Consider the following 14384-nt stretch of genomic DNA (forward strand, 5'->3'; position numbering starts at 1 on the left):
TGGGCACGTAGCGTGACACTTTCCATGTGAACGTAGAAATCCCCCACCCGTCCCCACGCGAACGCTTCTACCGCCGCGAACGCGCCTCCGTCCCCGCCGCCCGCTCGTTCGCGCGGGAGGCGCTCGCCGACTGGGGCGTGCGGGAACGGGCGTACGACGTCGAGCTGTGTGTCAGCGAACTCGCCACCAACGCCCTGGTGCACGGCGTGCCACCCGGCCGTGGCTTCCTGCTGAGGCTGTCGCCGCTGTCGTACGACGGTGGGGTGCGTGTCGAGGTGCACGACAGCGGGGAGGGCGTACCGGCCGTACCGCAGGCCGACGTGCGGGAGCCGGGCGAGGGCGGGCGCGGGCTGCTGCTGGTGTCGGAGCTGGCGGACAAGTGGGGGGTGGGGGAGAGGGGCCCGGGAAAGATCGTGTGGTGCGAGTTCGTCGGAGGGTGAGAGATTGACCTCAAGTGTGGTTGAGCTTCTACGGTCGGTCTCGTCGAATCAGCGCAAGTAATGACGGAGGCACCGGGCCATGGAGTACTCGCACAGCGACGTCGATCTGGTCCAGCAGCCCATCGGCTACTGGAGTTGGGCGGCCTACAAGGCCGTCATCACCCGCACCCGCACCGCCCTCGCAGGGATTGGCACGACGCAGCCGCAGTGGTGGGTTCTCGCGCAGGTCGCACGCGCCGACACCGTCAAGACCCGCGATGAGGTGTCCCGCCTCCTCCGGAACTACCTCGACACGGGCCCGGAGATCTTGGAGGCAGAGATCGACACCACCATCGCCCAGGGCTGGATCACCGAGGACGTGGAGGGGCGCCTGGGTATCACTGCTGAGGGAAAGGCGTTCTACGAAAAGGCCGCGGCCCTCCAGGACGAACTGTGGGCGGAACGGCACGCAGGCATCTCCGACGAGGAGTACCTGACCACCCTCAAGGTGCTGCAACGGTTCATCCACAACACCGGAGGGCGGGCCTGGCACCACTGAGGTGTCCTTGGACCGACCGATGATTTCGTGCCGTTTCGGGAGTCGTACTTCTGACAGCCGCCCGAATGGACGGATGCGGACCGAGCGGGACCGAAGGGCGCGAGGGACCGATGACCAACCTGCACGACTTCCTCAAGAAACACGTCAGCGACGGATCAGTGCCGGGAGCGGTGGCCCTGGTGGCGCGAGGCGACCGGACCGAGGTGGAGGCCGTCGGGGTCGCCGACGTCGAGGGCGCCGCTCCGATGGCGCGGGACTCGATCTTCCGTATCGCGTCGATCACCAAACCTGTCGTCGCCGCCGCGGTCATGATGCTCGTGGAGGACGGCCGGATGACGCTGGACGATCCGGTCGCGCGGTGGCTGCCGGAGCTCGCGGCACCGGTCGTTGTCCGTACGCCGTCCGGTCCGGTCGACGACGTGGTCCCGGCGGCCCGGCAGATCACTGTCGCCGACCTGTTGACCTTCCGGGCGGGATACGGCTTCCCGTCAGACTTCTCACTGCCCGCGCTTCTGCCGCTGTTCAGCGAGCTGAAGCAGGGGCCGCCGCAGCCGCAGGCCGTCGCGCCGCCGGACGAGTGGATGGCGAAGCTGTCACGCATTCCGCTGCTGCACCAGCCGGGCGACGCCTGGCTCTACAACACCTGCTCCGACATCCAGGGTGTGCTGATCGCCAGGGTCTCGGGGCGGCCGCTGCCCGAGTTCCTGGCTGAGCGGCTGTTCGAGCCGCTGGGCATGGTCGACACCGGATTCGAGGTACCGGCCGGCAAGCGGGACCGGTTCACCAGTTACTACCGTGCCGATCCGCCGGGCGCGTTCCAACTGGTCGACGCCGCTGACGGGCAGTGGGCCCGTATGCCGGCGTTCCCGTCCGGCGCGGGCGGTCTGGTGTCGACCGTCGACGACTGGTACGCCTTCGCGCGGATGCTGCTCGCCGAGGGCACCGCCGCCGGTCGCCGACTGCTGTCGCCCGCCTCGGTGGAGCTGATGATCACCGACCATCTGACCCGGGCCCAGCGCGAGGCGGGCAGGTTGTTCCTGGAGGGTCAGGGTTGGGGTTTCGGCGGCTCGGTCGACATCGAGACCGTCGATCCCTGGAACGTGCCGGGACGTTACGGCTGGGTCGGCGGCACCGGAACGGCGGCGCACATCACCCCGTCCACCGGCACGGTGTCCATCCTGCTCACCCAGGTCGCGATGACCGACCCGACCCCACCGCCCCTGATGCGGGAGTTCTGGCGGTACGCGGCCGGAGTATGAGCTTGTACTGAGGGTTTCGGCGCACGGGCCGGGCCGGCCTCTCCCAGGAACGCCTGCCAGCGCATGTCGACGTCCTCGCCGCTCAGGCCGCTGGCCGACGACCACAGCCAGAGCGGCAGTGGAACTCCTTGCCATGCTTCGGCGGCCGCCCGCCCTGCGGCGGGGAGATCCACGGAACCGGGACGGGCTTGCGCATCACCCGTTCCGTACGCATCCGGCCCAGAACCTCCACCCGCAGCCCTGCCAGATCGACGACCGCCCGGCGGACCTGCGCGGCGGTCACCTCGGCGACATCGTCGGCCGGACCGAGACACACGGCGTCCAGCAGTTGGCACCAGGGCGTCCGGCCCGATTCTCCGCAGCCGGACCCGCCCGGGGTCATGGCCCATGAGCACACAAGGCTCACGCGTCGGGGGGTCGCTAAGGCTCAGCGTCAGGACGGGTCGAGGACGCAGAACTCGTGGCCCTCCGGGTCGGCCAGGCACGTCCAGGGGACGTCGCCCTGGCCGAGGTCGAGGTCAGTGGCGCCGAGGGCCCGCAGCCGGGCCACCTCTGCCGCTTTGTCGTCACCGGGGTACGGCAGCAGGTCGAGATGGACCCGGTCCGGCACGGTCTTCACGTCGGGCGTGCGGAGGAATTCGAGATACGGGCCGGCATCCTTGGCGGAGCGCAACACCGCCTGATCGTCGCTCACCTCGTGCAGGGTCCAGTCCATCGCCTCGTCCCAGAACCGGGCCATGGCCCGCGGATCCGCGCAGTCGACCACCACCGCGGCGATCGGCCCGGTGTCCCGGTAGATCGCGCGAGGTTCCAGCACGCAGAACTCGTTGCCCTCGGGGTCGGCGAGGACCATCCACGGCACCTCACCCTGGCCCACGTCAGCGGGCGTCGCACCGAGAGACTTCAGGCGCGCGACCAGCTCCGCCTGATGGGCCGCGGAGGTGGTGGCGAGATCGAGGTGTACACGGTTCTTCGCCGATGTCCTGGGTTCCGGGACGGGGACGACATCGATGCCGACGAAGACCGGGTCCGGCCAGACGAGGCCGCCGGCGGGTCCGACGTAGGTGGTGACCCCGGGGCTGTAAGCACTCCAGCCGAGCGCCTCCGCCCAGAACCTGCCGACTGCCGAAGGATCAAGAGCCTTTATGTTCACCATGACAGGTCGCAGTGCCATGCCGGCGATCCTATGCGCCCGCTCGGGCTCAGCCTTCTTATGTCCTCCCGCCCTCGGCCTCACGGCCCGGTGCAGCGCGCCCGAAAGGCCGTCAACGATGCGATCCGGCGACTCATGGATGAGCCCCCGGCCGACCAGAGGACAGAACGGTACGAGCTCCTGCTCATCCAGTGGCGCGAGCTCGCAGACCGGGACGTCACACCCGCCGCCTGAACTGACCGATGCCCGCCCGGGAAGATCCTCCGGACAGGCATCGGCCTGTCGGCGTTCCTGTGGGCGGCAGTGAGCCCGGCCGCCCTCGGGGGGAGAGATAAGCCCCTACGACGGGGAGGCGGAGGCTTGGTGTCGGTAGTCGCGAGGGGAGAGGCCGTAGGCGGCGCGGAAGGCGCGGGTGAAGACGGCGTGGTGGGTGAAGCCCCAGCGGTGCGCGATCTCGTGTACGGGTAAGGCCCGCTGGCCAGGGTCGTTGAGGTCCCGGCGAGCTTGTTCCAGCCGGTGCCGGCGGATCCATCCGGTGACCGTGGCTCCTTGGCCGTGATCCTTGAAGACGCGGTGCAGGTAGCTGACCGAGATATGGTGCGCGGCGGCGATCCCAGCCGGTGTGAGATCGGGGTCACCCAGACGCTTCCGGATGAAGGACTGAATCTGCAGCGCCAGGGTGCGGGTCCGGGTTTCCGGAGCGAGGTGGCTTTCGGCTTCAAGTTCGGCCGCGAGCAGCGCGGACACCAGATCGATCAGAATGCCTTGCAGGAGAGGTCCGTCGGACGGGCGGAAAGAATCAGTACCTCCGGCCAGCTGGGTGACGAACCCGGCCAAGAGCGCACCGAAACCCTCACGCCCCGACAACGGATGAGTGACCAGCCGATCGATCTGATCCAAGGGCACCGACACCATGTTCTTGGGTACTTCGATTCCGATGACCTTGAGCGGTTCATGCCCGGACACAAAGGCCAGGGCGTCGTACGGGCGCGACGTATCGAGGATCTGAATGTCCAAGGGGGCGCACGTATCCTGCTGATTCCCCTGCGCCAGCGTCTTTTCTCCCCGGAGCATCAGCGTGAGGTGATACGCCTCCGGATCGCTCTGCCGGATCAGCCTCGGGGTTCGCTGATATCTCGTCGCTTGCACGGTTCCCGGCCATACGCACACGGAGCCGAGCTGCAGGAGTCGCATGTCCGCGTAGAAGTCATCTGCGTAGTCGCTGGTGATGCGCATGGGTGCGTGCAGGTTCACCATCTCCTCGTGCCAGCAGTCGAACCTGTCGGCTCTGGGAAGCTCACTGGTCCGGAACACGGTCTCAATCATCATTTCTCCCCCTGTGCGAAGCAGAGACGTCCGGCCGGTCACCCTGTTGAATCGGCGTCGCTGTGGTGATGTTGACCATCGTCTTGTGGCTTGGTGGGCTTGGTGAGCGCGGCCACGCCGTGTTCCGTCTGCGTCTGGTGGCGGTAGTCGCTCGGCGCGAGGGCGTAGGCCGCGCGGAATGCGCGGGTGAAGACAGCGTGGTGTGCGAAACCCCAGCGGGCGGCGATATCGCAGATGGGCAAGGCTCGTTTCGCCGGGTCGCCGAGGTCGCGTCGGGCCTGTTCCAGGCGGTGATGCCGGATGAATCCCGCCACCGTGCTTCCCGGACCGTGGATCCGGAAGAGACGGTGCAGGTAGCTGACCGAGATGTGGTGCGCGGCGGCGACCGCGGCGGGGGTCAGGTCGGGGTCGTTGAGACGCTGCCGGATGAAGGACTGAATCCGCAGCGTCATGGTGTGAGCGTGGGTTTCCGGGGCGAGTGAGTCCTCGGCGTCGAGTTCGTGGGCGAACAGGGCGGCGAGCAGGTCCGCCAGGACTGTCTCCAACCGCGGGCCATCGGCTGCTGTGTAAGAGCCGGTGTTTGTTGTCAGGTGGGTGAGGAAGCTCGACAGCAGTGCACCGACCCCGTGTTGTCCCGTCAGCCGGCGGCCAATCACCCGGTCGACCTGGCGCACAGGCAGCGGCAGCCGCGCCTTGGGGACTTCGACGCCCACGCAGGCGACGTGGTCCTGTCGCTCGTCCATGTGGATCGCGAACGGTCGCGAGCTGTCGTTGGTCCGCAGGTCGTAAGCGCCGTACGTGGCGTCCGGGCCGCTCATCGTGAACCCCACCGTCCCGTGGATGATCAGCGACAGGTGGTACAGCTCCGGGTCGGACTGCCGGATGAGCTTCGGCGTTCGCAGAACAGCTACGGGCTGCATGGCCATCGGCGACACGATCATGTTCCCGAGTTCGACAACACGCTGATGCGCCCGGTAGTCGGACGTGTCCCGCCTGGTGACCTCCATAGGGGCGTGAGTCCTGCCCAACCGCTCGCGCCACGCCGCGAACCGATCGACCGCGGGCAATTCGTCGGTGCGGAACACCGTCTCAATCACTGTCGTCTCCCCCGTCGCACGGTGCACACACGCCCGAACAGCACACGAGGTCCCGTCGGCAGTCGCAGGGTGCAGGACCAGCATGAAGGAGGGCGTTGGAGCGACAAAGACGTTTTCTCGACACCAGGGGTGCTGGGGCGGACGACCGCCCTCTCGCGCCACGGGACGGATCGCGTGTAGAGGCTGCGTCAAGAAAGCAGCCACTGTCCGTCAAGGAAACTCGACGAGGTTCGTGACAGTGTTGATCTCATCCAGTCGTCGAAGAAAAGCATCAGCGCACTCGGCGGATGGAATGTGAAAAGAAATTCACGTACACAGCAGTGCTGTGCAGAAATCTCGCTGTCCAAAAACATTCCCAGTGGTACAGAAATGAGAGGACGCCGTTGTGCGACGACGTTTCGCAATGCTGTGCAGCGCCATGGCCGTGGCCGTACCAGCCGTCACGTTGGGGGGCGGGACACCCGCGGTCGCCAACTCCGAAACAGGCAGCGCCGCGGTGGAACGGTTCTGGGTCTACGGCGACGACGGACTGAACGGTGACAAGAAGTCCTACACCGGGACCGACAGAAACTTCGAGAACGACGAGTGGGACGGCGGGTCTGCGGAGGGGGCGGTGAGCGACTCGGTCAGTTCGGTGGACAACAACACCAGCCGCTTCGTCGTGCTCTACGCCAACCGCGCACCGAGCGGTTCCACCGTCTGCTCAGGTGCGCAGTACGTGTCCCAGCCGTGGACGTCGGACAGCGACCTCAGCAACAACAACTTCGACAACAAGGCCGACTGCCTGGTCTTCCGGTAATCACCGGGCGAGGCGGGTGGCGGCTCGCTCGGCGCCCGCCTCGCACTCAGTTCTCCGATCGATCCACGGGAAGCGCCGACATGTCCGTCCGCACACGAAGTGCCCTTGTCGCGACGGCCGCTGTGCTCATGGTCGGCTCGTTCATGACGGTGGCTGTCGTATCCACGGCATCCGGCCCTCAGCGCTCCGCGAAGGCGGCGGATGTCCCGCCGGGGCGAGAGGCGCGTGAGCTGATCCTCCCCTTCGACGCGTACGGGCTCTCCACGTTCCAGATCCATACCGTCGAGTACGCCCAGGACCTCCTCATCCGCGACTGCATGCGCGCCCAGGGCCTGGGCTGGGATCCGCTGCCGCCACCGGCCGAGGCTGCCGCCGAACCGCCCAACCGGCGCCGCTACGGCGTGCTCGAAGCCGAGGTGGCTGCCCGCTACGGCTACCACCTGCCCCCTCCTACGCAGGCCATGAACCGCCGTGAAGCGGTGTGGAAGGAGAGACGGGACCTGCCGTCCCATGTGCGGCGCGCCGCCTACGGTGAGGAGGGTGGCGGCGGATGCTGGAAGAAGGCGCAGGAGTCGCTGCTTCAGGGGGCCGAGTTCGACACGTCCCAGTACAACGCCTATGTCTCTGAAGCGTTCGACGAAGCGCTGGACGACCCCGAGGTAACCGCGGCCATTCGTAAGTGGAGCGCGTGCATGCGGGCCCGTGGCTTCGAGCAGGCGGATCCTCTGAGTGTTACGGGCGATCCGAGTTGGAGGAAATCGTCGCGCCCTTCCCCGCAGGAGATCGCCACCGCGCGAGCGGACGTACGGTGCAAGGAGAGCACCGGTCTGATCTCCGTCTGGCGCCAGGTCGACACCCGGATACAGCGGAAGATCATCCGCTCGCACGAGGAGGACTTCCGCGCTTTCGCCGAGAGCAAGACGCGCTGGCTGGAGACCGCCCGCCAAGCGGTGCGCGACGACAGGAGATGAGCCGCACCGCCGGCAGTCTCACCGCGTGGCATACGAGCAGCCGGTTGGGGAGGTTCAGTGCGTACGCTCAGTCCTCGATCACCATGACTTGCTGCATCATGCCGGGGCGTACGGAGAAGATGCCGATCTCCGCCCCGCCCTCGTGGACCTGGCCCCGGCCGCAGCTCCGCCACCGAGCTGCGCAGGGCAGGTGCTCATCACGTCCTCGACAACCTCACGGACGTAGAGCGCCTGCCGGCCCTCATCGCGAGCCGGAACAAAACGCTCTTTGAATCCCGATTCGAGTCGTAGAAGGCCAGACGCCCAGACGTGCGAACGCCCGCCTCAGGGAGGGGCAGGCGGGCGTTCGGTCTTCCTCATGTGTGGTGCGGCGGGTGTCAGTCCACGATCACGTCGGCGCGTGGCGCCGGGGCCCGGCCGACGAGCGCGCCGCCGAAGTTCCCCTCGACCTCCGCCTTCTCCGCCGCGTTCGGGTAGGGGTTCGTGCACGTGGTGCCCGCGCTGGAACCGGACATCAGGCTTGAGCACGGTCCGGGCTTGCGGTCGGGCAGGCCCAGGATGTGCCCGAGTTCGTGGGACGAGATACGGATCGTGTTGTGGCCCTCGTTGACGGCCTGGCGCCCGATGTAGACGGTTCCGTTGCCCAGGGTGGTGGGCAGGGCGCGCGGCCAGCCGTCGTCCGCGAGGACCCGTATGTTCGCGCGTTGCCCGGCGGCGACCGGCCGCAGCTCGACGGCGTCGACACTCTCGTTCCAGATCGCCGCGCCCCGGTCGACCGCGCTCTTGAACTCGGCGGAGCCGCTGGCGTCGTAGGTGAAGACCCGGGCGGCGAGGGGGGCATCCTTTGCGTCAGGGGTAGCGGCTACGGCCTGGGCGCCCGTCAGGGACAGGGACACCACCAAGGCAGCGGCCAGGCCGCCGGTCAGCGTGCGGACGTACATGATCGACCTCCTTGTGGGGGAAGGTTAGTCGTGTGGTAGTCGTGCTCATGACATTCTGCTCACTGCCCGGTGGGGGTGGGGGTGAATCCGCCAATCCGAGGTGGGCCCGACCGGATGTCGCAAGGGTGGTGAGTAATGCGGGCGCTCGGGGCACCGTCACTGCCATGATCGGTGACATGAAAGTACTGGTGGTCGGAGCGACGGGAACGGTCGGCAGTGCTGTCGCCGGCGCGTTGGAGGCTTCTCATCAGGTCGTGAAGGCTTCGCGCAGAGGCCCGGTGACGGTGGATCTGGAAAATCCCGCCTCCCTGGATGCGCTCTTCGGCGAGGTGACGGACCTGGACGCCGTGGTGTGCTGTGCCGCCAGCGGCCCGCTGGTGGACCTGGCGTCAGCGACGGATGACGAGATCGCCGACGGACTGCGGGGCAAGCTCTTGGGACAGGTCGCGCTGGCCCGGCGAGCGGTGAGGCATCTTCGGGACGGCGGTTCGATCACTCTGACCGGAGGCACCTTCTCCGCTCCGCTCGCCCGCGGCTCGCTGGGAGCCCTCATCAACTCTGGTCTGGAGGGCTTCGTCCGCAATGCGGCTGATGAGCTGCCGCGGAGTCTGCGTATCAACCTCATCAGCCCTGGGTGGGTAAAGGAGACCCTGGAAAGCATGGGGGCGGACCCAACCGGCGGTACTCCCGTCCGCGAGGTGGCCCGTGCCTATGTGGAGGCCGTGCAAGGCACCGCGCAGGGCCAGACCATACGCCCGTAACTGCCAGAGCAGCCCGCGAAGAGAGCAATTGGCAGATCTCGGCCACCGAAAGTCTGGTGCGGCTTGGGGCCGGAGCCGTCAGGGCTGACCCAAATCTGCCAATTGCCGTGTGACCTGATTGTCCTGCTGGGCGGGGCACGGCCAGCCCTTCTTCGAAATTTTCGGTCCTTGGGGGCGGCAGTCGCAGCGAAATAGGCTCTGCCCATGTCAGCGACCACGCCAGCCCGCATCCTCGTCTACACCCGCACCACCGCCTACCGGCACGACTCCATCCCGGCCGGAGTGGCCGCCGTACGCGCTCTCGGCTTCGATGTCGACGCCACCGAGGACCCGGCCGTGCTGGAGGAGTTGGAGGGGCCCCTCAGCCCGTACGCGGCCGTCGTCTTCCTCTCCACCAGTGGTGAGGTACTGACCGACGTGGGGCGTGCACGGCTCTCGGCGTACGTCGAAGGGGGCGGTGGCTTCGTCGGAGTGCACGCGGCCGCCTGTACCGAGTACGACTGGCCGTACTACGGGGAGTTGCTCGGTGCGCGGTTCGCTCGCCACCCCGACTACCAGCCGGGCAAGGCCGTGATCGAGGACCGGGAGCATCCCGCGACCCGGCACCTGCCCGCCGTATGGGAGTTCACCGACGAGTGGTACGACTTCCGGGCCAACCCGCGCGGCGCCGTGCGTGTGCTCGCCTGCGCCGACGAGTCCTCGTACGACGGTGGCGGGATGGGCGCCGACCACCCGCTGGTCTGGTGCCGCGAGCAGGGCGCGGGCCGGGTCTTCTACACCGCGCTCGGACACGCCTCGGAGGCGTACGACGACGCGGACTTCCGCGCCCATCTGCTCGGCGGGATCAACTGGGCGGCCCGCCTCGGCGAGTTGCCGGTGCTGTGATGCCTTCATGCGACCTGAGCACTGTGTGACCAGGAACCACATTGAGGTGTGGCATGAACGTGCTCTGCCGCCGGGTCCTGAACGGATCACGTTGTGGGCGGTGTTGCGCGGTTCGCTCCTGCCGATCCTGGTCTGGGCCTCCGTCATGTGCTTCGTGTACTTCGTCTACAACCCGGTCGTAGCGGTGGTCCTCGGTGGGCTCTTCGCGTTTTCGTTCATCGTGGGGTTCTGGCTCCGCCGCAGGGCAAGGCACTCCGTCCGTTGCAGCGTTTACGGTGCGCTGGGCGGAGTGCTCGACAAGCCCATGGCCGGGTTCTGAGGCGTTGCGGCAGAGGTGGGTCCTTGGTTGCATCGGGCGTGTGACCGACGCCCTCCCGGACCGGACTCCTCGTAGCCGGCCGCGGTGGCTGACGCGGTGAAGTCGGGGTTTGCCAGCGCCGCGTCCCGGGCGTCGATGCTGTCCCAGTGCGCCGCATTGACCAGGTCGAGTCGGGACTCCGCGTACAGCCTGCGGTGCAGCCGCGCATCGCGGAAACCGGGGGCGGCGTGGATGAGCCCGACGTGCTCCCGCCAACGGGCGATGGACTCGTCCATCCGGTCTTCGGGCAGTTCCCACGCGTCGATCACCACTACGGGCCGTGGGGCCGGGACGGGAAGGATCGAGTCTGTCGGCCCCGGCCCGCCCGTTCATGGGCACAGCGGTCCGTCGTACGCGGCCGACGGCAGGTCCTTCTCGACGTCCGGCGGTAGCTTGTCGTCGCCCAGGATGCGACAGAGGTCGTCCATCCGCTCCTTGGCTCTGCTGCGTTCTCGCCCCTCCCCGGCGACGTTGGGGGGAGGAGATGGTGAGGCGGAGAAGGCTGCGGACGCCTCGGATGCCGCTGCTGCCTCCGGAAGCCTTTCCAGTGGGTCGGCGTCGGCGCCGCGGGGAGCGACGAACGCGATCAAGCCGTCGACGCGCAGGACGAGGGACTCGGCACGGTCCTCGCCGAGGAGGGTGACGTCCCTCCAGAAAGAAGGAAGAGGAGCGGTGTGGGTCGTGGCGCCTCGCACCGGCGTCTTCTGCCGCCGCAGATCATTCTGTCCATAGAACAGTGTCGGTCTGTCCCGGTCGCCGACGGCGATGTGGTCCGGGGGCTCCTTGGCCGTGAACTGGTCACGCCAGAGGACCTTTCCGCTCGACAACTCGTAGACGGTTATGCCGGTCTCCACGGTGTCCGTGTCTGCGGAGCGTGTGTATCTGGCGACGGCAAGCCGGGTCAGGTCAGGGCTGGCGTCGAACAGCCATCCGTGGTTGTAGGTGTCGGCCGTGTTGTCGATCGTCTCCTCGAAGGTGTGTGTCTTGCGCAGGGCGGGGGAGCCACCGTCGATGTCCCACAGTTGGATCGAGTACGTCGGCCGCCGTGCCGCGGGGGAGGTCGACCAGCCGGGGTCCGTGCTGGAGTTGGCGGAGGTGACCAGACCGTCCTCGGCCAGTCCGACCAGAGCACGTGAAGGGAGCGACAGCCGTCTCCGGAGCTCGCCGTCGCTGCCGTTCCAGACGAGCTGTTCGCCCTGGTCGGCCTCCAGGCCGACCAGCAGTTCACCGTCGGGACCAAGGACGAGCTGCTCGTACAGGGGACTGAACCACTCGGGCCGGTCTGCCGGTCTGGTCTTGCCGGTCTTCACCTCATACAGGTACACCTCACGGTCCGCATCTCTCCCGTACGGCTCTGCCCGAAGTACCGAGGAGTCCGTGAACGCCACACGGGAGCCGTCCGGACTGACGGCAGTGAGGGCGCCGCTGTGACGCGTGGACCGCCGCTGGAAACCGGAACCGTCGAACGTCCAGATGGCTCCTGTGCCGTCACCCGCCTGGGAGGCGATCACCCGCCCTCCTCGGTCGGAGGAGTGGAAGGGTTCCAGTGGCTGGCTGGTCGGGTGCTTCCAGCGGGTCCCGTAGTCGGGGACGAGCAGGTCGGCATAGCCGTACCGCGCGTGCATCCGGCCGAGCAACTGGCGGGTTCGCGCGGTGTCGTCCGTCCGGTAGGCGCGCAGGGCCAGCAGCAGCGCCGTGTACGCGTGGCCATTCACATCCTCCGCTTCGGCCACCGCCTGCTGCCACAACTCCCGCGCCGCGCTCTCGGACAGCCCCTCCGCGGCGTTGCGTCCACGGTCCGCCATGACCACGAGGGACGTGACCGTGATGGCGAAGGCCGTCACCGCGGCACCCAGCCCAAGTCTGCGACGGTGCCCCGCGCGGATGCTCGCATCGATGAACACCCGGTCCGTCGGGCTGAGTTCGCCGGGGCGGCGGCTCAGCCATCTGCGGGCGTCACGGAGGTCCGCCCCGCGCAGGAGGCGGCGCCCGGAGCGTCCCGCCGTCTCCCAGCGGGCCGCCCGCCGCCGCACGTCCTCCTGCCACGTACGGAACTCGTGGTCGGCCGTGATGAAGCCGGCGAGCCGTTTCCACTGCGTCAGCAGCGTCTCGTGCGCCAGCTCGACCGTCTCCTCCGGCGGACCGTCGTCGGGGCGGAAATCCTCGCCGGGCACGATGAGGCGGCTGGTCATCAGCCGCTGGGCGAGCCGCCACCGCGCGGGAGTCAGCTCGGACCGGCGCGCGACCCGGCGTGAGGGTGTGGTGCGGCCGTCCGCCGGATGGACGAGCTGAACCAGCAGCGCACGAGCCTCCCTTCGCTCCTCTTCGGTCAGCCACGTGGTCCACACCTGCTCCGCGTAGGTGGCGAGCGCGTCGTCGACGCGGCCCAGCGCCTCGTAGGCGGCGTGCCCGATCACGCCTCGCCGCTGGCGTTCCCACAGGCCGGCGAGGGTGAACTGGAGCAGCGGCAGCCGCCCGGGGTCGACTCCGATGTCTCCGAGGATCCGGTCGACCAGTCCCGGCTCGTACGACACCCCGGTGCGCTCCAGCGGGCGTACGATCGCGGCGCGCAGCCCCGTGTCGGACATGGCCCCCAAGGTGAACAGGCGTTCGCCACTGACGAGTTGGGAGAGCGACGGATGGTCCAGCACGGTGGTGAGGAAGTCGGCGCGCAGGATCAGCAGCACCTGGAGCCGGGGGCTTCCGGGTGCCAGGGAGTACCGCAGTGCGTCGGAGAGCGGGGCGAGATCGGCCGGTATCGGCCCGACGAGCGTTTCCTCGAACTGGTCGAGGACCACGAGCAGCCGGTCCTTTCCCTGCCGGGCCAGTATGCGTTCGACGATGGCGGGCATCTGCCCGGTGCGCAGCAGTCGCTCCATGCGCGGCCGCTCTTCGAGCCGGGCGGTTTCGGTCAGGTCGGGTTCGAGCAACGGCAGCAGGGCCAGAGCGAGGGCGGAGAGCGGGCTTGAGTCGGGCCGGCCGGGTCTGAGGACGGTGATCAGCAGGTCGGTGCGGTCCCGTAGCCGCGGCAGCACGCCCGCGAACAGCAGCGAACTCTTTCCGCTTCCGGACGGGCTGACCAGGCAGGTGACCGACGCGTAGCGGAGTCGGTCGACGACGCGCTGCGCGTCGTCGTCACGGCCGTGGAAGACCTCGGCGTCGCGTTCGTGGAAGTGGTCCAGCGCGCGGAAAGGGCCGGCCCTGAGGGCGAGTTCGCCGAGCGGTGGCCAGTGCTCGCGCAGCGTCCCCGTCGGGATGAGATAGGCGGTTCGCACACGATCCGCGCGGTCGGCGGCCACGATCATGCCGACCACACCACCGCTGTCGACGTCCCACACCGGGGCGCCGGAGAAGCCCAGCTCGACGCGATGCTGGCTGGCCGGGTCGGTGTCGTACTGGAACCAGCCGGCGCCTTGACGGCCCCGCAGCCACCCGACGCTCCACGTGCCGTCGTCGTAACCGGCCGGGAACCCGAAGGTGCGCACGCGGCGATCGGGGCCCGCCGCGCCTTCCACGAGGTGTGCGACCGGCGCCTTCTCCGGTGGTTCAGAGAGCAGACGCAGGACGGCGATGTCCCCGGACCCGTCGGCACGCACCGGCGTCCAGGACTCGATCACCCCTTCGACGGTCCGGCCGGGCTGAGCCAGCGGAAAGTCCACCCGCACGCGGCCTCCGGGTACCTCCTCCGCATCGTGCGGCGCGCCCAGGGCCTTGGCCACGACGTGCGCGCAGGTGAGCACTTCACTCACCCCGATGAGGAAACCGGCCCCGATGGGGCGCCCCTTGCTGTCGAGTATCCGAGCCACCGCGGCGTCGCCAGGCGCGACGCTGTCCCCGTCCATTGCCACCACCTTCG

General features: G+C 68.3%; 13 protein-coding genes and 1 pseudogene. 7 read left to right on the forward strand and 7 right to left on the reverse strand.

Features of this window, described 5'->3' with window-relative positions:
- The first annotated feature begins 26 nt into the window (after window positions 1–26).
- From IE262_RS25140 to IE262_RS25150, 3 genes are all read left to right on the forward strand, one after another.
- Complete coding sequence (locus IE262_RS25140; RefSeq protein WP_189876709.1) at window positions 27–440, forward strand: ATP-binding protein; 414 nt, start codon at window positions 27–29, stop codon at window positions 438–440.
- 79 nt (window positions 441–519) lie between these two features.
- Window positions 520–978, forward strand: coding sequence for a MarR family winged helix-turn-helix transcriptional regulator (locus IE262_RS25145; RefSeq protein ID WP_134028540.1), 459 nt, complete (start codon window positions 520–522; stop codon window positions 976–978).
- A gap of 110 nt (window positions 979–1088) precedes the next feature.
- Window positions 1089–2237: a serine hydrolase domain-containing protein gene (locus IE262_RS25150; RefSeq protein WP_189876712.1), complete on the forward strand. Its 1149-nt coding sequence runs from the start codon at window positions 1089–1091 to the stop codon at window positions 2235–2237.
- 44 nt (window positions 2238–2281) lie between these two features.
- Here IE262_RS25150 and IE262_RS25155 read toward each other — a convergent pair.
- The 4 genes and pseudogenes from IE262_RS25155 to IE262_RS25170 all read right to left on the reverse strand — a co-directional run.
- Window positions 2282–2592 (reverse strand): annotated as a pseudogene (locus IE262_RS25155) (hypothetical protein); the annotation flags it as partial.
- 78 nt (window positions 2593–2670) lie between these two features.
- A complete protein-coding gene (locus IE262_RS25160; protein WP_189876715.1) occupies window positions 2671–3411 on the reverse strand; it encodes a VOC family protein in 741 nt (246 codons plus the stop codon).
- Between the two features lie 318 nt (window positions 3412–3729).
- On the reverse strand, window positions 3730–4719 hold the full coding sequence (locus IE262_RS25165; protein ID WP_189876717.1) for a helix-turn-helix domain-containing protein: 990 nt from the start codon (window positions 4717–4719) through the stop codon (window positions 3730–3732).
- Window positions 4720–4754: 35 nt separating this feature from the next.
- Window positions 4755–5813: an AraC-like ligand-binding domain-containing protein gene (locus tag IE262_RS25170; RefSeq protein WP_229877457.1), complete on the reverse strand. Its 1059-nt coding sequence runs from the start codon at window positions 5811–5813 to the stop codon at window positions 4755–4757.
- 385 nt (window positions 5814–6198) lie between these two features.
- Here IE262_RS25170 and IE262_RS25175 point away from each other — a divergent pair, with 385 nt between their 5' ends.
- Together IE262_RS25175 and IE262_RS25180 are read left to right on the forward strand one after the other, a co-directional pair.
- Window positions 6199–6612: a hypothetical protein gene (locus IE262_RS25175; RefSeq protein ID WP_134028530.1), complete on the forward strand. Its 414-nt coding sequence runs from the start codon at window positions 6199–6201 to the stop codon at window positions 6610–6612.
- An 80-nt stretch (window positions 6613–6692) separates the two neighbouring features.
- Window positions 6693–7583 carry a hypothetical protein gene (locus IE262_RS25180; protein WP_189876722.1) on the forward strand — a complete coding sequence of 297 codons (891 nt, stop codon included), beginning with the start codon at window positions 6693–6695 and terminating at the stop codon, window positions 7581–7583.
- A 377-nt stretch (window positions 7584–7960) separates the two neighbouring features.
- On the opposite strand, the gene IE262_RS25185 is transcribed toward IE262_RS25180, so the two are convergent.
- The gene (locus IE262_RS25185; RefSeq protein ID WP_189876725.1) at window positions 7961–8524 is read right to left on the reverse strand and encodes a snapalysin family zinc-dependent metalloprotease; all 564 of its coding nucleotides are present in this window, start codon (window positions 8522–8524) and stop codon (window positions 7961–7963) included.
- 176 nt (window positions 8525–8700) lie between these two features.
- Here IE262_RS25185 and IE262_RS25190 point away from each other — a divergent pair, with 176 nt between their 5' ends.
- The gene (locus tag IE262_RS25190; protein WP_134028524.1) at window positions 8701–9285 is read left to right on the forward strand and encodes a short chain dehydrogenase; all 585 of its coding nucleotides are present in this window, start codon (window positions 8701–8703) and stop codon (window positions 9283–9285) included.
- A 204-nt stretch (window positions 9286–9489) separates the two neighbouring features.
- On the forward strand, window positions 9490–10170 hold the full coding sequence (locus IE262_RS25195) for a ThuA domain-containing protein (RefSeq protein ID WP_189876728.1): 681 nt from the start codon (window positions 9490–9492) through the stop codon (window positions 10168–10170).
- Window positions 10171–10440: 270 nt separating this feature from the next.
- Here the strand turns inward: IE262_RS25195 and IE262_RS39655 are convergent, their stop codons facing one another.
- Window positions 10441–10797 (reverse strand): antibiotic biosynthesis monooxygenase family protein, encoded by a 357-nt coding sequence (locus IE262_RS39655; RefSeq protein ID WP_229877458.1) that lies wholly within the window; start codon window positions 10795–10797, stop codon window positions 10441–10443.
- Between the two features lie 60 nt (window positions 10798–10857).
- Window positions 10858–14370, reverse strand: coding sequence for an nSTAND1 domain-containing NTPase (locus IE262_RS25205; RefSeq protein ID WP_189876731.1), 3513 nt, complete (start codon window positions 14368–14370; stop codon window positions 10858–10860).
- Between the last annotated feature and the right edge of the window lie 14 nt (window positions 14371–14384).

Source organism: Streptomyces bluensis (assembly GCF_014650715.1).
GTDB lineage: Bacteria > Actinomycetota > Actinomycetes > Streptomycetales > Streptomycetaceae > Streptomyces > Streptomyces bluensis.